A 22,585-nucleotide genomic window follows, 5' to 3' on the forward strand; every position below is an offset into this window, starting at 1 on the left:
TCTAGCTTCTCGGCGCAAACTGCTGATGAACTAGAGTTTTCTTTTTCTAATAAATGGATCGACTAACAACTAGACCATTGGGTTTTGTATACTCTAAATCAAGGTAATCCTGATAAGTCCCTGGCACAATGAAACCTTGGGGACTCAATATATCAGTTCCAGCTTTTCCCACGATAGAGTCTGCTAGCAGAACACAATTGGTACTGAGAACAAAGTAGGTCTTAAACTCGGATGAGCTGAATTTATAGAGGGTCGCATCTGCTTCCTCTTTTAGTTGGTAGGAGTAGGTATGCTTTACCTCTCCCTCTCTTCTTTTCATCAACTGCGAGCTTGGTTCCCAAGGAATTAACAGGTCTTCTATCTCCGCTAAACGCGCTTGGATAGCTGCTTTCTGTTGCTCCGTCAAACTCAGGCCATAAGCAAACAAGGTCTTCTGACTTTCCCTCTTGCAAAGCTCGATGTACTTCCCCCGATTGGCCTTAAACAGAACACCGTCTCCAACCATGCCGAATAAACGCTCCGAGTGGGGATCATAGGAACCATAGGAAATAACCTTCCCTTGATAACAAATATCCACATGTCCCATAGCAAGGAAGAAAGAGGTTTCTGAGGTATGGACAAAAATTTCCAGATCAACCGTCTGGTCGTTTTTTCTTTCTGAATGAACTTCTCCTTCTTGACTTTCATGATTTGCCAGCCACTCATTTAGTTTTCGTAAGGTACTGATAGGGATCAGAGCCGTCACAAAGATCGGCAGAGTCATTCGCATACGTCGTTTCAGCTTGGGATTGTTTTCTATCCTTTCAAAAAAGAAACCGTCCCGGAGGCTACTAGCTCCTAGCATGAGCAAGTAAAATCCAAGCAAGAGCAATTCAAAATTCGCTGCATCGTGAAAAGGAGAGATGCTATAAAGCCCGAATCCTATCATCCATACAGCATCGAAGAGATGATGAAGCCGAGGATGAATAGTATTTTTTCGATAGAGAGACCAGGTCACAAGACTAATGATGCCCGTAAACAGCTGGTAGCTCGCAATGATAAAGACCAAGAGATAGAGGGCAAGGTCTTGCAAGATGATAGAGTCAAACACCAGAGCCGCAACCGCCAGCTTGCCCAAGGTTACAAAGATATTTTCCCGACGTTTTTTATCCTGAAACCAGCGAGTCAACAAGTGCCAAACCGCTGACAAGGAAAAGTAGCCCATCAGCAACTGGTATCCCATTCTCGGAATAACTTGTCCAAATCGGATCAAGAGAAGCCCTAAAACAATAGCAAGTAGTCCCTCCCCGATACTCTTCCACTTGCTATAGGTTTCAGAAAACTTAGGCATTTTCTTGCTCCAACTGGTCAACCAAGTAACGAATTGGTTGTTTTAAGATTGGATGGATAAAATGGGGAGCTATTTCCACTAACGGCTCAAGAACAAAGAGGCGTTCTGCTATATAAGGATGAGGCAATATGAGCTCGTCTGTGTAAATAATCTGGTCCTCCATAAAGAGTAGGTCCAAATCAATCAAACGAGGCCCCCAATGCACCTCTCGAACCCGTCCCATTTCTGACTCAATAGCTAATAATGTTTCTAACAAGACTGGTGCTGGTAGCCAAGTCTCTACTTCAATCACCTGATTAGCAAAGCTATCCTGATCCACACCTCCCCAAGGCTCTGTCGCCAAGACACTGGACTCCTTGAGAATATGGATACCTCGAGCTCGCAGTTTGTCAATAGCTTGTTCTAAGTTTGCTTGCTTGTCCCCCATATTGCTTCCTAGGGCGATAAAGGCTCGCTGCTTACGACGGTGAATGGTTACCGAGCAGGTATCCAACGGTAAATGCACTGGAGCCCAAGGCTTTTTTAGTTCCAACTCAATCTCTTGGACAAGAGGATAAGTCTCAAAGGTACGTTCAACTAGTTTGTAGGCTACCGTTTCAATCAAGTCCTCACTCGTTTCCTGAAACCAAGTCGTCCACTGCTGACACAATTCTCCGTAATGGACAGAAGCTGTCAAATCCAATTCTGTCGCCGCCTTGGTCATATCATAAGATAAGCTTGCGGAAATAACAAACTTCTGCCCCAATTCCTTCTCACTAGGGAAAAGACCATGATAGGCAAAAATTTCCAAATCTTTAATCTGCAGTTGATCCATAACTAGTCCTTTCTAGAAAAATCCGCCCAAAGCGGATTCTTTTTATACTCAATGAAAATCAAAGTGCAAACTAGGAAGCTAGCCGCAGGCTGCTCAAAACACTGTTTTGAGGTTGCAGATGGAAGCTGACGTGGTTTGAATTTGATTTTCGAAGGGTATTATAGTCCCATTAAACGATAAGCCTGATCTCTTAGGTCCTTATCTGTTTCAAATAGACCACGAGCGACTGTTGTCAAAGTCGCAGTACCTGGTTTTCTGACACCACGCATGCTCATACACATATGTTCCGCCTCAATGACAACAAAGGCTCCCTTGGCCCCCAGATAGTCCATCAAGGCATCGGCCACTTCAATATTCAAACGTTCTTGAATCTGTGGTTTTTTAGAATAAACTTCAACCGTACGGGCAAGTTTGGACAAGCCTGCCACACGGCCATCTGGAATGTAGGCAATGTGGGCTCTACCATAAAATGGCAAAAAGTGGTGTTCACACATGGTGTGGAAAAAGATATCCTTTTCCACTACCATATTATCATCGATAATCTCAAAGGATTTTGACAAATGTTCCTCAGCAGTTTGGCCAAGGCCTGAAAAAATCTCTTGGTACATACGGGCTACACGAGCAGGTGTTTCCTGCAAGCCCTCGCGGTTAGCGTCCTCACCAACAGCCTCGATAATCATTTTTACAGCCGTTTCAATCTTTTGTGTATCCATTCTCGTTCTTCCTCTCCATTAGATAGGCTCTCACTTGGCTCAAGAAATACAAGGAACCTGTGACAATCCTAACTGTTTGTTTCTCTTCATTTTTATCTGTCAATTTCTGCTCTAGAAAATCCTGCCAACCTTGGTAATTGAGATTTCTAGACTTGACTGTCTCTTTCAGCACGCTTTCATCCGTCGCTCGACTATCGTCAAAATGTGTCAGGGTAAGCTCGGTATCTGGCATTTCCCCTAGCAAGTCCAGCATATCATCCAAGGCCTTGGTTTTGATGCAGGTAAAGAGGATTTCCTTATGATAATCCGCAAAGCGTTCTTGCAAGGTTGCTAGTAAAGCCTTGATAGCATGGGGATTGTGGGCCCCATCCAAAATCATCAAGGGGTCGCTAGACACGACCTCCAAACGCCCTGGCCATCTGGTTTCTTTCAAAGCTTGAGCAACCAAGTCATTACTTGCTAATTCTCGCCCAGTCTCCTGACAATAAGTGTCTAAGAGAGCAAGCGCCATCCCCGCATTCTCTATCTGGTGCAAACCAAGCAGACCTGTTTGAAAGCGACCTTGTCTGACAGAACTGGTATAATCAAAGATTTCGCCCGCTACCACGCTTTCTTGATGACGAACCTGGTAATCACTCCCATAGGCAAGTCTCGGCGCATTTTTAGATTCTGCAATAGGGTCGATCACAGTCAAGGCTTCAGGAACAATATGACCTGTCACCAAGGGAATACCTTGTTTGATAATACCAGCCTTCTGCTCTGCTATGGCTTCCAAGGTGTCACCAAGTAGGGCCACATGATCCAGTCCAATGGTCGTAATTCCTGTCAAAATTGGCTGGCAGACATTAGTACTATCCAAAAGACCACCCATGCCGACTTCCATGATAGCCACATCTACTTGTTCTGAGGCAAAGTAATCATAAGCTAGGGCAGTGATAATCTCAAACTCGGTTGTTCCCTGCAAATTGTAAGCAGATTCCCCCTCAAGCAAAGACTGATAGTCTGCCATGAGGGCTTCTAGCCTAGCCTCGGGAATGGATTCCCCATTAATGCTAATCTGATCCGTATAATGAATAAGATAGGGCGAGCTGAACACCCCAACTCTTAGACCTAGCTTTTCCAGCATCTTTTTCAAAAAAGCAATGGTAGACCCCTTACCATTGGTCCCGCCGATATGGATGACCTTAAGTTTGAGATGGGGATTGCCTCGCAGAGCTAGGAGTTCCACCATTCGTTCCAAACCAAAATGCGGTTGGTCCGTCCGGTAGTGGGCAATCCACTGATTGTTTTGAATTTCGTTCATCTTATTTATATTGTTTTAAATCTAGATTTTCTGCATCATCTGCCAAACGAATGGCTGACGCAATTTCAACCGCCATCCTGTGACTGGCTACATCGTGCACGCGCACCACTTCCACACCCTGTCTCGCAGCGATACTGGTTACATGAGCCGAAGCTGTGTCCCGATTGCGGAAACCAAGTTCGGTCTCAGGATTAACTTCAAAGCCATTTTCTTCTAGGATATTAATGACAAACCGCTTGCGCGAAACTCCAAGAAAGATCGGATAGCCTTTCTGATGGAGTTTATCCAGATCCCGTAGAAGAAGCAGATTTTCTTTCTTAGTCAGACCAAAGCCAATTCCTGGATCCAGCAAAATGTTTTCTCTTGCTATCCCAGCTTGGTTCGCTCTCGCTAGAGCACGTTCAAAGAAAGCCTCCATCAAGTCTTCGATTGGCATTTTTTCAAAGTCAGCTAACTCTTCCTCTGTAAAAGCTTGCCCAAAACCAAAATGAGGAAATATGAGCGAACTAGGGTGCTGAGGTCGAGCCATAACTGGATTAAACATGATAACCACTTTTGCTCCAGCCTTCGCAACCACATCCGCCATTTTCTCATCTCCCATGAGACCAGTGATATCATTGACCAAATTGGCACCAGCTTTCAAAGCAGTCTCTGCCACCTGACTTTTCCAAGTATCGATGGAAATGAGAACATCACTTTCCTCACGGATAGCTTTAATCACTGGAACAACACGCTGGATTTCCTCTTCTATCCCAACATAGCTACTGCCCGGCCGAGTTGCCGGCCGAGTTGATTCTCCACCGATATCTAGCATGCTCGCTCCTTCTGCTATCAATTTACGAGCCTGCTGGAGTGCCTGCTCAAGAGCAAAAAACTGACCACCATCTGAAAAGGAATCTGGCGTCACATTGATAATTCCACAAATGGCTGTTTTTTTGTGGTTGACTTTATTGGACATAACGGTTACTCCCTTAAGGTTCTCTACCATATTATCTCTCTATTTTACCATAAAAAGAAAAAAGATGGACACTTTAGTATTCATCTTTTCCAAGTAGGCCAATGGTTTAGAATGATAGACCTAGATTTCTACTAATCAATACCAATAAGGCCAACAAACAAAATGCAATACCATTGAGAATCATATGAAGCAAAATGGACATCTCTAAACGCTCAGTCTTATAGGCTGTCCAAGTCAAAACCGTTGACATTCCTCCATAAATAATCACAGAAGGTAGATTGGTTGGCATATGGAGCAAGGCAAAGACAATTGCACCAACAACAAAGCCAAGTTTTTCTTTTCCACGGAAGATCTTTTTTGGAATAATCCCACGACACAAAATTTCTTCACAAATCGGCGCAATCAAGACTAATAGGAAGAAAGTTGAAATCAAAGAACTATTCTGAACCAAACCATTCAGTATTGATTGGTTACTGGTTGTTACCTCATTTGTTAGTCGAAGCAGGAGTGAACCCAAGAGATTTGTCGCAAAAATCACCAGATAACTCAACACCAAGCGAGCCAAGTCTTTTGCCTTAAAAAAGGATAGATTAAAAGTAGCAAGTTGTGTTTTTCGTGCACCAATAATGAATACAATCAAAACGACTATGGATAAAGCACCTACTAAGAGCCCTGACTGTAAAATCGGAAACTGTTTGTTTGCTAAAAACAAAGAAAGTCCTATAGGAAATTGAGATAGAACAAAAGCTACCAAAAGGATGAGCACCCATTTCCCTCTGTTCAAAACCTCTTGCCAAATCGTCTTATCTTTCATGATGTACCTCCTTATAAGAAAAAGGGGAGACTCCCCTTTTTCTATTATACCATTTATAGCGCCATACTGATATAGTTAAGGATAAACAAGGCATCCAAAATCCAAATCATCACGTGCACATCCTTGGCTTGACCTTTGACAACTTTTGTCAAGGTATATGTCAAGAAACCAACAGCAATCCCTTGTGTGATAGAGTAGCTGAATCCCATAAAGATTGATGTGAAGAAGGCAGGAACCGCTTCAGCCATATCATCCCAAGGGATATTTTTCAAGTTAGAAAGCATCATGATTCCGACGATAATCAAAATTGGAGCTGTTGCAGCTGTAGGAACAATCGCTAGAAGTGGGCTAAAGAAGCTAGATAGAGCAAAACAGATCGCAACCACTAGGGCTGTCAAACCAGTACGTCCACCAGCACCGATACCCGCCGCAGACTCAACATAGGTCGTAACGTTTGAAGTACCTGCAATGGCACCTACCGAAGTTGCCACCAAATCAGAGTATAGAGCCTTGTCCAATTTAGCGGACTCATGGTTTTCTCCACTTGTCGCAACGATACCAACTTTTTCACCAGTACCAATAAGAGTACCAATTGTGTCAAAAATATCCGTTAGTGAGAAGGCAAGAATAGCCATCAAGGTTTCTGGTAAACGTGAAGTGTTTGAAATCAAAGATCCTAAACCTTCTGAACCCAGAGCAGCACCAAACAAAGTTCCTAAATCATTAACCGCTGCTGAAAGATTATTGCTAGCAAAGTCGATCCCTGACAATTTGACAACACCAACAGCAATGGCAAGCACAGTCGTTGTTAAAATAGAAAGAATGATTCCACCCTTGATGCCTTTAACAACAAAGAAAATGGTAATAGCCAAACCTGCAAGAGCCACCAATACGGCTGGAGTATTGAAGTCTACCAATCCTGGAACAGCTGCGGAGTTTGCAGTAAGTGCAGCTTGAGCCTTGTCTGCTCCTTCACCTGCTACCGTATAAGTACCTGGATCGATTGAGAATTTCAAGAGACCAGCATTCTTAATTCCAACATAGGCAAGGAAAACACCAATACCAGCCGAAATAGCTGAACGAAGTGTTGTTGGAATAGATTCGATGATCATTTTACGAACATTTGTTAAGGTAATAATCAGTGAAATAATTCCACAAATGAAGACCATACCAAGAGCTTCTTTCCAAGTATAGCCCATCCCAAATACAACTGTAAATGTAAAGAAGGCATTTAGTCCCATACCTGGTGCTTGTGCGTACGGCAAATTAGCATAGAAAGCCATCATCAAAGTACCGACTACAGAACCGATAATCGTTGCCAAGAACACACCTTGAACAGGCATACCCGTTTGGGAAAGCATTTGAGGGTTTACAAAGAGAATATAACTCATTGCAAAGAATGTTGTTAAACCAGCAAGCACCTCTGTACGAACATCTGTCCCGTGCTCTTTTAGTTTAAATAGTTTGTCCATCTTTAATCTCCTTTTGTTTTTTACGAACAATATTAGTATTATATCATTTATCATTCACCTTTTCAATATATTTGTTTGATTTATTTAACAAATCAAAGCAACTGAGTTTTTGTTCTTATCTGCTTTTCTTCCTTCTTTTTGATATAATAGAAGACATCTTATCTGGAATCTACTAGGAAGGTTTATATGACTAAAAAAATTATTGCAGTCGATTTGGACGGAACCCTGCTGAATAGTGAAAGCAAGCTCTCCGATTTTACCAAAAAGACAATCAAAAAAATTACTGAAAAGGGGCACCATGTTGTCATCACGACAGGTCGTCCGTATCGTATGGCAAAAGACTTCTACCGTGAGCTAGAATTGCATACTCCCATGATTAACTTTAATGGTTCCCTCACTCATCTACCCGAACAGACTTGGGCGCATGAAAAGTGCTTGACCTTGGACAAAAAATACCTCTTGGACATGGTCCAACGCAAAGAGGATATCCAAGCTGACTTTATTGCTGGAGAATACCGTAAGAAATTCTACATTACAGCTCCTAATGAAGAAATCGCAGATCCAAAATTATTTGGTGTGGAAAATTTCCAACCCGAAAATCAATTCAAGCCTGAACTGGTGACCAAGGACCCCAACTGCATCCTCTTGCAAACAAGAGCTGAGGACAAATACGCTCTAGCAGACGAGATGAATCGTTTTTATCAACACCAACTATCCATCAATACTTGGGGAGGCCCCCTCAACATCCTCGAGTGTACTCCCAAAGGGGTAAACAAGGCCTTTGCCCTCGAATATTTGCTCAATGTGATGAATCGTGACAAAAAAGACTTAATTGCCTTCGGCGATGAGCAAAACGATAGGGAAATGCTGGCTTTCGCAGGCAAGGGATATGCCATGAAAAATGCCAATCCTGCTCTTCTTCCATATGCAGACGAACAACTTCCTCTGACCAACGAAGAAGACGGAGTTGCCCACGCTTTACAAAATTTATTCCTATAAAAGGAAAAGGACAGATTGCATAGGGCAATCTGTCCTTTTGTTTTCATTCTTTTTTCATAAAGGCAATTTATTTTCTGTATTTTTATATTAAATTTTCTATTACCATTTTCATTTACCTCTCAAAATTATCGATATATTAATATTTTTAAAAAGTCATTCTATGAAAACTTTTACATCTTTTTAGAAAAAGTAGTTGATTTTTATATGAAAACGGTTTATACTTAAAGTTAGGCTTAAAGTTTTCTTAAACATATAGTCAAACATTTTATAAGGAGGAATGACAATAATGAGTATCGGAATCATTATTGCGAGCCACGGCGAATTTGCTGCGGGTATTCATCAGTCAGGATCTATGATCTTTGGTGAACAAGAAAAGGTTCAAGTTGTAACCTTTATGCCAAATGAAGGTCCAGATGACCTTTACGCTAAATTCAACAACGCTGTGGCTGCATTTGACGCAGAAGATGAGGTTCTAGTATTGGCTGACCTTTGGAGTGGATCTCCATTCAACCAAGCTAGCCGCGTAATGGGAGAAAATCCAGAACGTAAGTTTGCCATCATCACAGGACTGAACTTGCCGATGTTGATCCAAGCCTACACAGAGCGCCTTATGGACGCGAATGCAGGTGTGGATAAAGTCGCTGCGAATATCATTAAAGAAGCCAAAGATGGCATCAAGGCTCTTCCAGAAGAGCTTAACCCAGTTGAGGAAGTTGCAAGTGCTGCAGCTGCTCCAGTTGCACAAGCTGCTATTCCAGAAGGAACAGTTATCGGTGACGGTAAACTGAAAATCAACCTTGCTCGTCTAGACACTCGTCTCCTTCACGGTCAGGTTGCCACTGCTTGGACTCCAGATTCAAAAGCAGATCGTATCATCGTTGCTTCAGACAACGTTGCAAACGACGATTTGCGTAAAGAATTGATCAAACAAGCAGCTCCAAACGGAGTAAAAGCTAACGTTGTCCCAATCCAGAAATTGATCGACGTTGCAAAAGACCCACGTTTCGGCGAAACTCATGCCCTTATCTTGTTTGAAACACCTCAAGATGCACTTCGTGCTATCGAAGGTGGCGTGCCAATCAAGACCCTTAACGTTGGTTCTATGGCTCACTCAACAGGTAAAACAATGATTAACAACGTTTTGTCTATGGACAAAGAAGACGTTGCAACCTTTGAAAAAATGCGTGACCTCGGTGTTGAATTTGACGTACGTAAAGTACCAAACGACACGAAAAAAGATTTGTTTGACTTGATTAAGAAAGCAAACGTTCAATAATGTTAATCTGTTTCGATCATTTTTGAAAACAGGATTAAATACTTTATTAAAACTAAATAGAAAAGGAATAAAACCATGTCAGATATTTCAATCATTTCTGCTATCTTGGTTGTAGTTGTTGCCTTCCTTGCAGGTCTTGAAGGTATCCTCGACCAATTCCAATTCCATCAACCAATCGTCGCATGTACCCTTATCGGACTTGCAACTGGTAACCTCGAAGCAGGTGTTATGCTTGGTGGATCTCTTCAAATGATCGCCCTTGGTTGGGCAAACATCGGAGCTGCCGTAGCTCCTGACGCTGCTCTTGCATCTGTTGCTGCAGCAATCATCTTGATCAAAGGTGGTAACTTTACTACTGAAGGTATCGCCGTTGCAACAGCAACAGCTATCCCTCTTGCCGTAGCTGGACTTTTCTTGACTATGATTGTTCGTACAATCTCAGTTGCCTTGGTTCACACTGCTGACGCTGCTGCTAAAGAAGGAAATATTGCGGCTGTTGAACGTGCTCACTTTGTTGCACTTCTTCTTCAAGGTCTTCGTATTGCAATCCCTGCTGCCTTCCTTATCGCTATCCCAGCTTCTGCTGTTCAAGATGCTCTTAAATTGATGCCAGACTGGTTGAACGGTGGTATGGCTGTCGGTGGTGCTATGGTCGTTGCCGTTGGTTACGCTATGGTTATCAACATGATGGCAACTCGTGAAGTATGGCCATTCTTCGCTATCGGTTTTGCTCTTGCAGCAATCTCTCAATTGACTTTGATTGCCCTTGGTGTCATCGGTGTTGCCCTTGCCTTCATCTACCTTAACCTTACAAAACAAGGTGGAAACGGTGGCGGCGGAGCTGCAACTTCTAACGACCCAATCGGTGATATCCTAGAAGACTACTAGAAAGGGGAACAATCATGGCTGAAAAAATTCAATTATCAAAATCAGATCGTCAAAAAGTTTGGTGGCGTTCACAATTCCTTCAAGGTTCTTGGAACTACGAACGTATGCAAAACTTGGGTTGGGCTTACTCATTGATCCCAGCTATCAAAAAATTGTACACTAAAAAAGAAGACCAAGCGGCTGCTCTTGAGCGCCACCTTGAATTCTTCAACACTCACCCATACGTCGCTGCTCCAATCATGGGGGTTACTCTTGCACTTGAAGAAGAGCGCGCTAACGGTGTTGAAATCGACGACGCGGCTATCCAAGGGGTTAAAATCGGTATGATGGGACCTCTTGCTGGTATCGGTGACCCAGTATTCTGGTTTACAGTTCGTCCTATCCTTGGAGCTCTTGGTGCATCACTTGCTGCATCTGGTAACCTTGTTGGTCCACTTCTCTTCTTCTTCGGATGGAATGCTATCCGTATGGCCTTCCTATGGTACACACAAGAGTTCGGTTACAAAGCTGGATCTGAGATCACTAAAGACATGTCTGGTGGTATCTTGAAAGACATCACTAAAGGTGCTTCTATCCTTGGTATGTTCATCCTTGCCGTTCTTGTACAACGTTGGGTATCCATCAACTTCACTATCAACCTTCCAGGCAAACAATTGTCAGAAGGTGCCTACATCAACTTCCCAGAAGGTCCTGTTACAGGAGCTGAGTTGAAGGGCATTCTTGGTCAAGCGCTTAGTGGTATGAGCCTAGATAGAGTTCAACCACAAACGCTTCAAGGTCAGTTGGACTCATTGATTCCAGGATTGATGGGACTTCTCCTTACTTTCCTTTGCATGTGGTTGCTTAAGAAAAAAGTATCTCCAATCACAATCATCCTTGCCCTCTTTGCAGTTGGTATCGCAGCTCGTTTCTTCGGTATCATGTAATCTCGGTGAGAATATATAAACAAAAAAGAATCAGGATTAAACCTGATTCTTTTTATGTATCAACTTTTTCTCCTAGTAAGATAATGAAAGCACCCAATCACCACTGCTAGTATGGCAACATAGAGTAGCTGTTTGGCTTCTAAAGGCACAAAAGCTCCCTGTAGGATAAAAGTATTGGCAAGTACACCAACAAGGGCTGCAAGGCTCAAAAACGTGAGCAAAAGCATCTTGTATCGATTAAAAGGCAAGCTGACCTTGGCAACTAGACACAGACCATTGATCAGGGCAAGGAGGAAGCAAATAAATTTGACCTGACCTGGGACAGTGATAAAGAAATTGGTCAAAAGAACACTAGCAACCAGAACGCCACCACCAATCGCCGCGTTGGTTAGGATATCTCTCATAAAGTGAGTGCTAACCTTTTCTTTATTGGACTCAAAAGTCAGGAAGAAGGATGGAATCCCAATCGTAATGGCTGAAATGATTGTAAACTGAATGGGGATAAAGGCAAATTCCAAACCAAATACCACACTCAAAATGGCAAAAACGATGGAGAAGAAGGTCTTTGTTAGAAAAAGAGAGGCTACCTTTTGGATGTTATTGATGACACGGCGTCCTTCCATCAAGATATCATAAAATACTGCAAAGTCATCTGTGAGAAAAACAATATTGGATACACTTTTGGCTGCGCTAGTAGCACCATTCATAGCAAAACTGATATCTGCTTTCTTGAGAGCCAGAACATCATTGACCCCGTCACCACTCATGGCAACTGTCTTACCCGCATTTTGCAAAATAGATACCATCTTTTGCTTCTGTTCAGGTGTCACACGTCCAAAGATATCGTGTTCCAAGACCACTCTTTCAAAGTCATCATCGCTCACCTTGGTCATATCAATCGCACGGGCTGATTCTTTAAATCCTGCCTTACGAGCCACCCCATATACAGCCACATGATTATCACCACTGATAATCTTCACTTCAACACCTTGAGATTCGAAATAGTCAAAGGTTTCCTTGGTATTATCCTTAATCTCATCTGACAGAACGACGTTACCTAGTAATTCCATATTGGCTGGGGTAGTAATCTGGTCCTTGCTATGAGCGAGTGTCAAGATTCGAAAACCTTGCTGTTTTAGATGTTCATAGTAAGGATCCATCGGCTGGGTAAAGCCTAGAAATTCATAGGCTCCGAAGAAATAGGTCCCACCCTCTTTTACTTGGACAAAGGAATACTTGTTTTTGCTTGAAAAGGCACCGACTTCTTGAACTTCCCACTTTTTCTCACAGGTTAAGTAAGTCTTCAGAGCCCGCGAAGTTGCATTTTCATCCTCGAAATAAGCCAGATAAGAAGATAGTTTCTCTGCTACATTAGCATCCATTTCTTGGACCTTCATATTACCAGTCGTGATGGTACCTGTCTTATCAAAACAAAGAACATCTACTCGCGCCAAGGTCTCCACACAGTATAGCTCCTGCACTAGAACCTTCTTTTTAGCCAACTTCATGGCTGCTACTGCTAGAGAAACGCTGACTAAGAGAATCAAACCCTCTGGAATCATGCCGACCAAGGCACCTGAACTTCCCAATACAATTTCAACATAAGACCGTCCTAGACTAAAACCTCTGACATAGAGCAGAATGGCAACTGGCACCAGCAAGATCGAGACGATTTTTAAAATCTTATCCATGTAATCGCGTAGTTGAGAAGGGTATTTTTTGAATTCCTTGCTGGATTTTGCGAGTTTGTTGATATAACTATCGGGTCCGACCGCCGTTGCCGTAACCAGACAAGTACCGCTAACGACATTGCTTCCGCTCATCAGCTGGTCACCAACCGTTTTAAAGACAGAATCACTCTCACCAGTCAGCAAAGACTCATCCACTTCAATATTTCCTTCAAGTACTTCTGCATCGACAGGCACCTGATCACCCAGATTGAGATACAGGTACTCACCCAGAACGATGTCCTCTGGATCAATCTCAATCGTTTGGCCATCTCGGTTGACTCTGTACTTACTTTTACCAAGCAAACTTAGCTTTTCTAGAGCATTTTTTGAACGCACTTCTTGGAAAATCCCAATGGCTGTATTGATAGCAATCACACCTAAAAAGAGCATATTTTCAAATCGCAAGGTTGTGGCTACCAGAACTGCCAGAGCCAAGTTCATGGCATTAAAGAAGGTAAAGATATTTGAAACGACGATTTCCTTGGTTGTTTTGTAGGGTTTAATGTCGCTGATATTTCGTTGACGATCCTTGATGTCTTGGCTACTTAAATACTTCATTTCTACTCCGATATCCTTTTGTACTACTATAATAACACATATCCTTTTCTCTGTCACTTAAAGACTCAAAATAAGAAGAAGTCCCTTGGCAAGCATCATCTATCGCCACTTTAAGAAGGACTTAAAAAGAAGCTAGGATTTTCCTAACCTCTTTTCTTTATGCTTTATTCTGCCAAGGCTCCCATTGGGTCCCATGGTGCAAGTACGATTGGTTCTGCTTCATAGGCAGCTTTTTCTTCTGCTGTCAGCAATTCTTTGCGGACAACAATTTGGTAAGTGTATTCGTCCATCCAAGCGTCTGAGGCAACAAAGTAACCATCTGTACCGACCTTGTCTCCCCATGAGTTTTCAACCTTCCACTTGATTGATTTGCCATTTTCGTCCAAGTCCACACCTGTCAAGACCATGGCGTGAGTCATCAAGCTTTCGCTGTAGTCCAAACGTCCAGCCTTGTCTTGAGTGAGTTGAATATCCATACTTGATTCAAAGTCATAAACATCTGTCGCAAGGATTCCAGCTTTGCGGTTGCTAAGCTGGCCGACATCTGAACCAAACCAAACAGTCTCACCTGTTTGCATTTGGGCAATCGCCAATTCTTTCAAGCGCTCCATTGGAACGTTGATGTAGCGAACTGCACGGCTACCAACCACATTTCCCAACATCTCAACTGTGTAAGATTTGCCGTAAGGTTTGTCAACAGTTGGGGCGTTGATAACAGAAACGTAGTCTTCTAGAGGAATATTGACATATTTCTTGTAAAATTCTTGTGGTGTGATACCCTTTTCGCTTTGGTAATTGTTATCCTTATCGCGATAAGCAAAGTCAAATTTACGCGGTGGAAGTCCTAGTGACATAGCAAGGAAGTTAAAGATTTCTTGCAAGAGGTCTTCTTTCTTAGCTTGAACAGTCGCTTGGTCCGCACCAGAAGCAAGCAAGTCACGCAAGATTTGGGCATCTTGACGGAGCAATTTATTGAGGATGGCATTGAGCTCACGGCTATTACTAGATGAAACAGACTCAGGGTAAACTGACTTAGGAACGACACCGTATTTCTCAAAGAGGGCAACAACCATATCCCATTGACCACCGTCTTGTTGAGGAGTTTGGAGTAGGAAGCTAACCTTGCGGCTCGTCAATTCTTGGTCTGCAGTCGCAATCACTTGCTCCAAGAACCAGTTGGATTTCTCGTACTTGTCCCAGAAGAATGTGTGGGCTTGTGACAACTCAAAGTTTTCCAGTTTGTATTGAGAGATGAGTTTGTGGCGGAAGGTGTTGAGAGCTGCAAACATCCAGCAACGACCAGACGCTTTCTGGTTAGTAACCTTGTCCTTGGTCAAATCCAATGAGAAAACAGGTGTATTGTCTACATGGCTTTGACGACGTTCTAGGGCTGCAAAAATTCCGTTGTGGCTGGCAGCATTTTCGATCGCTTGGTATTTGACATTTGCTTCATAGTTGGCAAATAGTTTATCTGTAAATGATTCTTGAATCGCGTTCATAGATTCCTCCTTTTATTCTACTGTCTATTATAACTCTTTTCACAAATGAAGCAACTGAAAAATGAAAAAGGCAGGGACTTTCTCCCTCACCTTTTCTAACATAATCCAAACTAAGCAATACTAGCAAGGAGATTCTCTAACTCCTCCCTGGTCAGGCGACGCCATTCTCCTCGTTCTAAGTTCTCATCCAAAACTAAAGTTCCCATCGTCAAACGTTGCAAGTCCACGACTTCCTTACCACAGTATGCTACCATGCGTTTAACCTGATGAAACTTCCCTTCAGCAATGGTCACACGAACCAGACTTTGATTCTTTACTGAATCTACCGACACAAGCTCCAATTTAGCTGGCTGGCAGGTAAAGTCCTTGAGCGAAATGCCCTTGGCAAATGTATCCACATCTTCTTGGCTCATGATGCCTTCGACTTGAGCCAAATAGGTCTTATCCACATGACGTTTGGGTGAAAGAAGGGCATGGGCCAGCTGACCGTCATTGGTCAAGAGCAGAAGACCATGCGTGTCAATATCCAAGCGCCCGACAGGAAAAACTTCCTTGGCGCGAGCATAGTCATCTAACAAGTCTAAAACTGTTCTATGTTTGGTATCTTCAGTTGCTGAAATGACTCCTTGGGGCTTGTTCATCATGTAGTAGACAAACTCTTCATACTCTAGCACTTGGCCATCAAAGCGAATCTCATCTCTTTCTTCATTAATCTGCAGTTTAGCTGACTTTTCTTTTTTACCATTTACCGTCACGCGCCCAGCCTTGAGCAAGTTTTTGACTTCTGTCCGACTCCCCACAGCACAGGCAACTAAAAATTTATCTAATCTCATAGAACTATTATATCATACTCAAAAGGAGGCTGGTACAATGACCAACCTCCTTTTCTTTTCATACTCTTCAAAAATCTCTTCAAACCGCGTCAACTTCCATCTACAACCTCAAAACAGTGTTTTGAGCTGACTTCGTCAGTTCTATCTATAACCGCAAAGCAGTGCTTTGAGCAGCCTGCGGCTAGTTTCCTAGTTTGCTCTTTGATTTTCATTGAGTATCAGATTTAAGAACTTAACTTCCTCGTCTCCAGAAAATAGCTAAGACAACCATAGCACCCAAAACAGCTGGAACAATAGCTATCCCCGCTAGGTTTGGCCCCCAAGTTCCAAAAAGTAGGTGACCCAAAGAAGCACCAATCCAGCCGAGAAACATTTTTCCAAAGCATCCCATGCTCTCTCCACGATTGGTCAAAGCACCTGCCAAGAGTCCCACTAGGAGACCAACAAACATACTTCCAAGCATAGCTTCTCCTTAAATTGCCCAGTCTCCATTACGGAAGAGGGGTACGCGTGTTCCATCGTCACGGATACCATCGATATCCATTTGATTTGAACCAATCATAAAGTCCACGTGAACATCTGAACGGTTCAGTCCAGCAGCTTCAAGTTCTTCTTCGCTCATCTCTGCCCCACCAACGACGCTGGTCGCATAGGCCGCACCGATAGCCAAGTGGTTTGAAGCATTCTCATCGAAAAGGGTGTTGAAGAAGGTAATGCCTGACTGAGAAATTGGGCTTGGATCGGGTACCAAGGCACATTCACCCAAGGCACGCGCACCCGCATTTTCAAAGACAAGGTCTTTCATGACCTGATTACCCTTTTCAGCAGTAATGTCTACGATTTGGCCATCCTTGAAGGTTACTTTAATACCTTCGATGATATTGCCATTGTAGCTAAGTGGTTTTGTAGAGGTTACATAGCCATCTGCACGACGGAAGTCAGGCGCTGTAAAGACTTCTTCTGTTGGCATATTTGGCAAGAATCCTTCCCCCTGTGCATTGATGGCTCCAGCTGATTCCCAAACGTGGTTTTTTGGCAAGCCAAGTGTCAAATCAGTTCCTGGTGCTGTGTAGTGAAGGGCTGAAAATTGCTCTTTATTAAGCATTTCTGCCTTACTCTTAAGAATGGCTGCATGCTCTTCCCAAGCCTTAACGGGATCTTCTTCATAGACACGACAAGTTTTAAAGATTTGGTCCCAAAGGAGATCGACTGCTTCTTCATCGCTCGCAGCATTTGGAAAGACTTTCTTAGCCCATTCAAGTCCAGCAGCGGCCGCCACTGTCCAGCTAACCTTGTTGGATTGAGTTGCGATACGCATTGGTTTCATCGCAAGTCCCATCGCTTTGGCAGAAGCTGAAAGCTTATCCGCATCCACTCCGTTCAAGGCACCTGGATCAGAAGAGCGGACACCGAGACGACTAGCCTTGTTCTCCAAGAGATAGTTCATCTCAGCAATCTTGTATTCTGGCACATTGTCCAGACGCTCCATCGGCGCGTGGAGGAATTTCTCGCGATTTACAAAGTCATCTGCCCATTGAACGATAACTTCGTGTGCTCCAAGTGCATAAGCTTCTTTGACGATTAAGTGAGCCAACTCACGTTGCTCCACATCGATAGAGAGAGCCAAAGTGTGACCCGGTTGCACATTCACACCGTTTGCAACCAACAATTTCGCATATTTTTCTAGATTTTCTTTAAAATTTGGTAAAACCATTCTATTCTTCCTTTTCTTTTGTTATTTCTCTTTAAACAAGGACAGCAGGCTAACTGCTGCCACAGTACCACAAATCAAAGCGGTCATTTTCAAAATCGTATCAGGGTCAAGATCCAGCTGGTAATCAAACACCTTTTGCGCTGGCTTATCCTGAGCGGAAATGGTAAGTTTCATAAAAACCTCTTTCTATATTTTAGAAAAACTCATCAAACAAACTCAACTGGTTATCCTCTGGCATATTACCAAGAATCCCCATTTCATCCATCTTTTCAACCAAGGTTGATGAAAGTCCACCACGCTTGCGCAGTTCAGTTTTAGAGAGGAACTCACCCTCTTCACGCGCACGCACCAACTGCTTAGCAACGTTCTCTCCCAGACCATCCATTGCTACAAATGGTGGGATGAGGGTATCTCCATCAATGATGAATTCAGTCGCATCACTATGATAGAGGTCTAACTTGCCAAACTTAAAGCCACGTTCCCACATCTCATTGACAATCTCAAGAGTTGTATAGAGGTCAATTTCCACATTAGAGGCTTCATTATTCTTCCGTTTTTCAGCGATCTCTTCCATTCTACGCTTGATGGCATCCAAGCCGGCACCCATGGTCTTGATATCAAAGGCTTTGGCGCGGATAGAGAAGTAAGCACAGTAATAATAAATCGGATGGTGAACCTTGAAGTAGGCTACACGCAAGGCCATCATAACGTAGGCTGCCGCATGGGCCTTAGGAAACATATACTTGATTTTCCCACAGGACTCGATATACCACTCTGGCACCTTATTGGCCTTCATGGCTTCGATATAGCCATTTCTCTCCTCTTCGGAAATCTTCAGCCACAAGCCCTTACGTACCCGTTCCATAATGGTAAAGGCCATCTTAGGCTCGAGGCCCGCATGCATGAGATAAACCATGATGTCATCCCGACAACCGATAACAGTCGATAGGTCCGCTATTCCTTGCTTGATCAAATCCTGGGCATTTCCCAACCACACATCAGTACCGTGGGACAGACCAGACAACTGAAGCAATTCCGCAAAGGTCGTCGGATGCGTTTCGTCTACCATCCCACGTACAAAGTTTGTTCCAAACTCTGGGATTCCCAGCATGCCCGTCGGCGTTCCGATTTGCTCCGGCGTCACCCCAAGCACATCAGTCCCAGAAAAGAGGGCCATGACACCTTCATCATCCATAGGAATTTCATTAGGATCAATCCCAGACAAGTCCTGCAGTTTCCGAATCATGGTCGGATCATCATGCCCCAGCACATCGAGTTTGAGGACGTTCTCATCGATATCGTGGAAGTTAAAGTGAGTCGTCTGCCATTCAGCCGTCACGTCATCCGCTGGATACTGAACAGGCGTAAAGTCGTAGACATCCATATAGTTAGGAATAACAACGATTCCTCCCGGGTGTTGTCCTGTAGTCCGCTTGACACCAGCAGCACCTTGAGCAAGGCGTTCCACCTCTGCATCACGATAGAACTTCCCGTAATCACGCTCATAGCCCTTGACAAATCCATAGGCAGTCTTGGCAGCCACCGTACCAACTGTTCCTGCACGGAAGGCATATTCCTCACCAAAGATATCACGCACATCCAAGTGGGCGCTAGGCTGATCTTCCCCCGAAAAGTTCAAGTCAATATCGGGAACCTTATCTCCATCAAAACCAAGGAAGGTCTCAAACGGAATATCCTGCCCATTTTTGCTGAGTTTGTGGCCACAGTTTGGACAGTCTTTATTTGGCATATCAAAGCCTGAACCGTAGGAACCATCCGTGATAAATTCACTGTACTGACACTGACCACAGACATAGTGAGGAGAGAGAGGATTGACCTCCGTAATCCCAATCATGGTCGCAACGAAACTAGATCCGACAGACCCACGGGAACCAACCAAGTAGCCCCGTTCATTGGAACGTTGCACCAGCATCTGCGAAGCCAGGTAAATAACGGCAAATCCATTCCCCAGAATGGAAGTCAATTCTTTTTCAATCCGCAAATCAACGATATCTGGCAGAGGATTTCCATAAATCTCAAAGGCCTTCTTATAGGTCAACTCAGCGACCGTTTCTTCAGCCTTATCGATAAAAGGCGTATACAAGTCACCCTTAACCACCTCAACGGGTTCAAAGATTTCTGCCAAGGCATTAGTGTTTTCAATAACTAGTTTGCGTGCTAAATCTTCGCCCAAGAAGGCAAATTCATCCAACATCTCATTAGTCGTTCGAAAATGAGCTTTTGGAAGAGGAGCTGGTTGGGCATGTTCACCGTGACCGATGGTTCGGTTAATCATAGCCCCCTGGCCCAAACTACGGACGATAATTTCACGGTAAATCTCTTCTTCTGGTTCGATATAATGAACATTACCCGTAGCCAGAACAGGCTTGCCAAGACGGTCTCCAACCTCTATCAAACTCTTGATAATGGTCTGAAGTTCCTCCATATCCTTGACCTGCTCTTTAGCAATCAAGGGAGCATAGATTGCTGGCGGCATGACCTCGATAAAGTCATAATACTTGGCCACCTCAACCGCTGCATCCACACCTTGGGAAACAACTGCGTCAAAAACTTCGCCCTCCGAGCAAGCCGACCCCAAAATCAAGCCCTCCCGATGGGCATCTAGAACTGTTCTCGGAATCCGTGGCACCCCTTCAAAGTACTTGGTATTGGACAAAGAAACCAGTTTAAAGATATTTTTTAGACCTACCTGATTCTTGACATAAATAGTCGCATGCTTGATCCGAGCTTTTTTATAAGAATCTGGACTAATCAAATCAATGTTTAGTCTAGCTAGGTTGGTCACACCATGTTTTTCTGCTACCTCTTTGATAAAGATGAAAAGCAAACGACCAGTAGCTTCCGCATCGTAGTTGGCCATGTGGTGGTGTTCAAGTGCTACACCAAAACGCTTAGTCAAAGGCCCCAAACCATGACGTTTATACTCAGGATAGAGATTTCTAGCAAACTCCAGCGTATCGATGACTGGCTGGCTAATCTTAGACAGACCATGACGCTCATAGTTGGCATTCATAAAACCAACGTCAAAGGTAGCATTGTGGGCGACTAAGACTGTATCCTTGCAAAATTCTTGGAATTCTTGCAAAACTTGTTCCAGTGGTTTAGCATTTTTGACATGATCATCTGTAATACCTGTCAACTCAGTAGTAAAGGCTGACAAGGGATGCCCGGGATTGATAAATTCATCAAATTCGGCAATAACATTTCCCTTATACATCTTAGAGGCCGCAACCTGAATCAGGTCATTATAGATGGCTGAAAGTCCCGTCGTTTCCACGTCAAAAACTACATAGGTCGCTTCTGACAAGTCCATCTCCACTTCGTTATAAACGATTGGAACACGATCCTCCACAATATTGGCTTCCATTCCATAGATCAACTGGATTCCAGCTTTCTTGGCCGCCTTATAGCCGTGTGGGAAAGATTGAACATTTCCATGGTCCGTGATGGCAACCGCCTTGTGTCCCCACTTAGCAGCTATCGCAACGATCTCCTCTACTTCTGGTAGAGCATCCATAGTCGACATATTAGTATGAGCATGAAACTCAACCCGACGCTCACCTTCTGGCATCAAATCCTTCCGCTCATAGTGAACAACTTCCTGCACATCCTGGACGTTCATGGTCAAATCACGTGTGAAGTTATTCATCTCCACATTACCACGAACTCGGAGCCAAGAATTCTTCTTAATGATGTCAAACTTCTGAGCTTCTTCTTCATTCTTAACCCATTTTTGCATTGAAAAACTTGAAGTGTAGTCTGTCATTTTAAAGTTGATCAAAACGCGACCAGTTCTGGTCACTTTATGTTCCACATCAAAAACGACCCCTTCAAAGACCAGACGATTTTCCTCAGTCGTCACGTCAATCATCTGGGTAACTTCAGCCTTATCTAGTTTAGGCTTGGCCATAGCCTTTTTAGCCTGAAAATCAAAGGCTGGCTTCTCTTCTACTGGAGGAGGAGCCATTTGTTCCAATTGCTCCATAGCTCGAAGCGCTTCCTCATTGGCAGCCTGAACAATCTGTTCATTCTCCACATGAAAGGCTTCCTGCTGCTCTTGTGTAAGGGCATCGTTCTTTTCTATTTGGCATACAAAGGCTGGGAAACCAAACTTTTCAAGTTGTTTCGCTAGATTAGGAAGATGATTCTTCTTAAAGTGTTCCTTATCAATCGCCTCGGAACCTTCAATAAAGAGTTGATTTCCCTCCGTACGAACTTGCAAATTCTGATAAAGAGATTTAAATCCTTGGCTTGCACACGGACCTTCAGAAAAAGCCTCCTTGTAGTAGGCCTGTAAGAGTTCATTAGAGAATTCTTGAGAAAGAGTCTTGATTTCAAAAACAGCTCGATTCCCTGTCTTAGAAAATTCTTCACAAAGCCCTTTCTTTAACTCCAAAAAGATTTCAATCGGTAAAATATTAGAAAATACAAAATGAAATTCCCAAATCTTACTAATTTTATGAACCACAACACGCTCAATTCTTGCATCAACAAGAGCAGGATCCCGTTTCAATTGATCAGAGATTCCCAATTGATTCATTAAAATTTCAAACTTACTTGACATTCATTTTCCTCACATTATTCTCTTACTATTTTACCATAATTAAAGAAAATATATGACTAGTACCATTCCTTAAGCACTGCTAGTTTACACAAATTTGTTCCATAAAGAAAAAAGAAGACTCTCAGAATCTCCTAAGTAAATAAAAAAAAGATACCCTTAAGTATCCTTGTAAT

General features: G+C 43.3%; 18 protein-coding genes. 4 read left to right on the top strand and 14 right to left on the bottom strand.

Annotation, left to right across the window (positions count from 1 at the left end; all coding sequences use genetic code 11):
• Positions 1-46: 46 nt before the first annotated feature.
• The 7 genes from O3652_RS08225 to O3652_RS08255 all read right to left on the bottom strand — a co-directional run bounded on the left by O3652_RS08225 (position 47) and on the right by O3652_RS08255 (position 7,404).
• Positions 47-1,330 (bottom strand): DUF308 domain-containing protein, encoded by a 1,284-nt coding sequence (locus tag O3652_RS08225; protein ID WP_125413390.1) that lies wholly within the window; start codon positions 1,328-1,330, stop codon positions 47-49.
• Complete coding sequence (gene folK, locus O3652_RS08230) at positions 1,323-2,144, bottom strand: 2-amino-4-hydroxy-6-hydroxymethyldihydropteridine diphosphokinase (protein WP_125413389.1); 822 nt, start codon at positions 2,142-2,144, stop codon at positions 1,323-1,325. Before folK ends, O3652_RS08225 begins: the two co-directional genes overlap by 8 nt.
• A gap of 158 nt (positions 2,145-2,302) precedes the next feature.
• On the bottom strand, positions 2,303-2,857 hold the full coding sequence (gene folE, locus O3652_RS08235; protein ID WP_000380931.1) for a GTP cyclohydrolase I FolE: 555 nt from the start codon (positions 2,855-2,857) through the stop codon (positions 2,303-2,305).
• A complete protein-coding gene (locus O3652_RS08240; RefSeq protein ID WP_125413388.1) occupies positions 2,838-4,160 on the bottom strand; it encodes a folylpolyglutamate synthase/dihydrofolate synthase family protein in 1,323 nt (440 codons plus the stop codon). The genes folE and O3652_RS08240 overlap by 20 nt, the downstream gene beginning before the upstream one ends.
• A 1-nt stretch (position 4,161) precedes the next feature.
• Complete coding sequence (gene folP / locus O3652_RS08245; RefSeq protein ID WP_185755879.1) at positions 4,162-5,148, bottom strand: dihydropteroate synthase; 987 nt, start codon at positions 5,146-5,148, stop codon at positions 4,162-4,164.
• A gap of 76 nt (positions 5,149-5,224) precedes the next feature.
• Positions 5,225-5,932, bottom strand: coding sequence for a CPBP family intramembrane glutamic endopeptidase (locus O3652_RS08250; protein WP_061421626.1), 708 nt, complete (start codon positions 5,930-5,932; stop codon positions 5,225-5,227).
• A gap of 53 nt (positions 5,933-5,985) precedes the next feature.
• Positions 5,986-7,404, bottom strand: coding sequence for an NCS2 family permease (locus O3652_RS08255; RefSeq protein ID WP_000359241.1), 1,419 nt, complete (start codon positions 7,402-7,404; stop codon positions 5,986-5,988).
• A gap of 186 nt (positions 7,405-7,590) precedes the next feature.
• Between O3652_RS08255 and O3652_RS08260 the strand changes: the two genes are divergently transcribed.
• The 4 genes from O3652_RS08260 to O3652_RS08275 all read left to right on the top strand — a co-directional run bounded on the left by O3652_RS08260 (position 7,591) and on the right by O3652_RS08275 (position 11,493).
• Positions 7,591-8,403 (top strand): Cof-type HAD-IIB family hydrolase, encoded by an 813-nt coding sequence (locus O3652_RS08260; RefSeq protein ID WP_125413387.1) that lies wholly within the window; start codon positions 7,591-7,593, stop codon positions 8,401-8,403.
• Between the two features lie 286 nt (positions 8,404-8,689).
• Positions 8,690-9,679, top strand: coding sequence for a PTS sugar transporter subunit IIB (locus O3652_RS08265; protein WP_042768291.1), 990 nt, complete (start codon positions 8,690-8,692; stop codon positions 9,677-9,679).
• 75 nt (positions 9,680-9,754) lie between these two features.
• Positions 9,755-10,567: a PTS mannose/fructose/sorbose transporter subunit IIC gene (locus O3652_RS08270; protein WP_001280321.1), complete on the top strand. Its 813-nt coding sequence runs from the start codon at positions 9,755-9,757 to the stop codon at positions 10,565-10,567.
• A 14-nt stretch (positions 10,568-10,581) separates the two neighbouring features.
• Positions 10,582-11,493: a PTS system mannose/fructose/sorbose family transporter subunit IID gene (locus O3652_RS08275; RefSeq protein ID WP_000818322.1), complete on the top strand. Its 912-nt coding sequence runs from the start codon at positions 10,582-10,584 to the stop codon at positions 11,491-11,493.
• Positions 11,494-11,552: 59 nt separating this feature from the next.
• Here O3652_RS08275 and O3652_RS08280 read toward each other — a convergent pair whose 3' ends face one another.
• The 7 genes from O3652_RS08280 to O3652_RS08310 form a co-directional block, all read right to left on the bottom strand.
• Positions 11,553-13,781, bottom strand: coding sequence for an HAD-IC family P-type ATPase (locus O3652_RS08280; RefSeq protein WP_049520590.1), 2,229 nt, complete (start codon positions 13,779-13,781; stop codon positions 11,553-11,555).
• Between the two features lie 164 nt (positions 13,782-13,945).
• A complete protein-coding gene (gene pepC / locus O3652_RS08285) occupies positions 13,946-15,280 on the bottom strand; it encodes an aminopeptidase C (RefSeq protein WP_049520589.1) in 1,335 nt (444 codons plus the stop codon).
• A gap of 110 nt (positions 15,281-15,390) precedes the next feature.
• Entirely contained in the window at positions 15,391-16,113 is a 723-nt protein-coding gene (locus O3652_RS08290; protein WP_002879637.1) for a pseudouridine synthase, read from the bottom strand.
• A gap of 232 nt (positions 16,114-16,345) precedes the next feature.
• Positions 16,346-16,576, bottom strand: a complete 231-nt coding sequence (locus O3652_RS08295; RefSeq protein ID WP_000901578.1) for a GlsB/YeaQ/YmgE family stress response membrane protein — start codon at positions 16,574-16,576, stop codon at positions 16,346-16,348.
• Between the two features lie 9 nt (positions 16,577-16,585).
• Positions 16,586-17,827 carry an aminopeptidase gene (locus O3652_RS08300; protein ID WP_000243968.1) on the bottom strand — a complete coding sequence of 414 codons (1,242 nt, stop codon included), beginning with the start codon at positions 17,825-17,827 and terminating at the stop codon, positions 16,586-16,588.
• 21 nt (positions 17,828-17,848) lie between these two features.
• On the bottom strand, positions 17,849-18,001 hold the full coding sequence (locus O3652_RS08305; RefSeq protein WP_000778898.1) for a hypothetical protein: 153 nt from the start codon (positions 17,999-18,001) through the stop codon (positions 17,849-17,851).
• Between the two features lie 19 nt (positions 18,002-18,020).
• Entirely contained in the window at positions 18,021-22,412 is a 4,392-nt protein-coding gene (locus O3652_RS08310) for a PolC-type DNA polymerase III (RefSeq protein WP_371590277.1), read from the bottom strand.
• Positions 22,413-22,585 lie beyond the last annotated feature (173 nt).

The organism is Streptococcus sp. 27098_8_23 (assembly GCF_041432195.1).
GTDB lineage: Bacteria > Bacillota > Bacilli > Lactobacillales > Streptococcaceae > Streptococcus.

Bases quoted from the DNA above. Each gene is read 5' to 3' on its own strand.
- O3652_RS08300 (WP_000243968.1), bottom strand. From the start codon at position 17,827: ATGGTTTTACCAAATTTTAAAGAAAATCTAGAAAAATATGCGAAATTG.
- pepC (WP_049520589.1), bottom strand. From the start codon at position 15,280: ATGAACGCGATTCAAGAATCATTTACAGATAAACTATTTGCCAACTAT.
- O3652_RS08280 (WP_049520590.1), bottom strand. From the start codon at position 13,781: ATGAAGTATTTAAGTAGCCAAGACATCAAGGATCGTCAACGAAATATC.
- O3652_RS08255 (WP_000359241.1), bottom strand. From the start codon at position 7,404: ATGGACAAACTATTTAAACTAAAAGAGCACGGGACAGATGTTCGTACA.
- O3652_RS08270 (WP_001280321.1), top strand. From the start codon at position 9,755: ATGTCAGATATTTCAATCATTTCTGCTATCTTGGTTGTAGTTGTTGCC.
- O3652_RS08260 (WP_125413387.1), top strand. From the start codon at position 7,591: ATGACTAAAAAAATTATTGCAGTCGATTTGGACGGAACCCTGCTGAAT.
- O3652_RS08240 (WP_125413388.1), bottom strand. From the start codon at position 4,160: ATGAACGAAATTCAAAACAATCAGTGGATTGCCCACTACCGGACGGAC.
- O3652_RS08305 (WP_000778898.1), bottom strand. From the start codon at position 18,001: ATGAAACTTACCATTTCCGCTCAGGATAAGCCAGCGCAAAAGGTGTTT.
- O3652_RS08310 (WP_371590277.1), bottom strand. From the start codon at position 22,412: ATGTCAAGTAAGTTTGAAATTTTAATGAATCAATTGGGAATCTCTGAT.
- O3652_RS08295 (WP_000901578.1), bottom strand. From the start codon at position 16,576: ATGCTTGGAAGTATGTTTGTTGGTCTCCTAGTGGGACTCTTGGCAGGT.
- O3652_RS08250 (WP_061421626.1), bottom strand. From the start codon at position 5,932: ATGAAAGATAAGACGATTTGGCAAGAGGTTTTGAACAGAGGGAAATGG.
- O3652_RS08225 (WP_125413390.1), bottom strand. From the start codon at position 1,330: ATGCCTAAGTTTTCTGAAACCTATAGCAAGTGGAAGAGTATCGGGGAG.
- O3652_RS08265 (WP_042768291.1), top strand. From the start codon at position 8,690: ATGAGTATCGGAATCATTATTGCGAGCCACGGCGAATTTGCTGCGGGT.
- O3652_RS08275 (WP_000818322.1), top strand. From the start codon at position 10,582: ATGGCTGAAAAAATTCAATTATCAAAATCAGATCGTCAAAAAGTTTGG.
- folE (WP_000380931.1), bottom strand. From the start codon at position 2,857: ATGGATACACAAAAGATTGAAACGGCTGTAAAAATGATTATCGAGGCT.
- folK (WP_125413389.1), bottom strand. From the start codon at position 2,144: ATGGATCAACTGCAGATTAAAGATTTGGAAATTTTTGCCTATCATGGT.
- folP (WP_185755879.1), bottom strand. From the start codon at position 5,148: ATGGTAGAGAACCTTAAGGGAGTAACCGTTATGTCCAATAAAGTCAAC.
- O3652_RS08290 (WP_002879637.1), bottom strand. From the start codon at position 16,113: ATGAGATTAGATAAATTTTTAGTTGCCTGTGCTGTGGGGAGTCGGACA.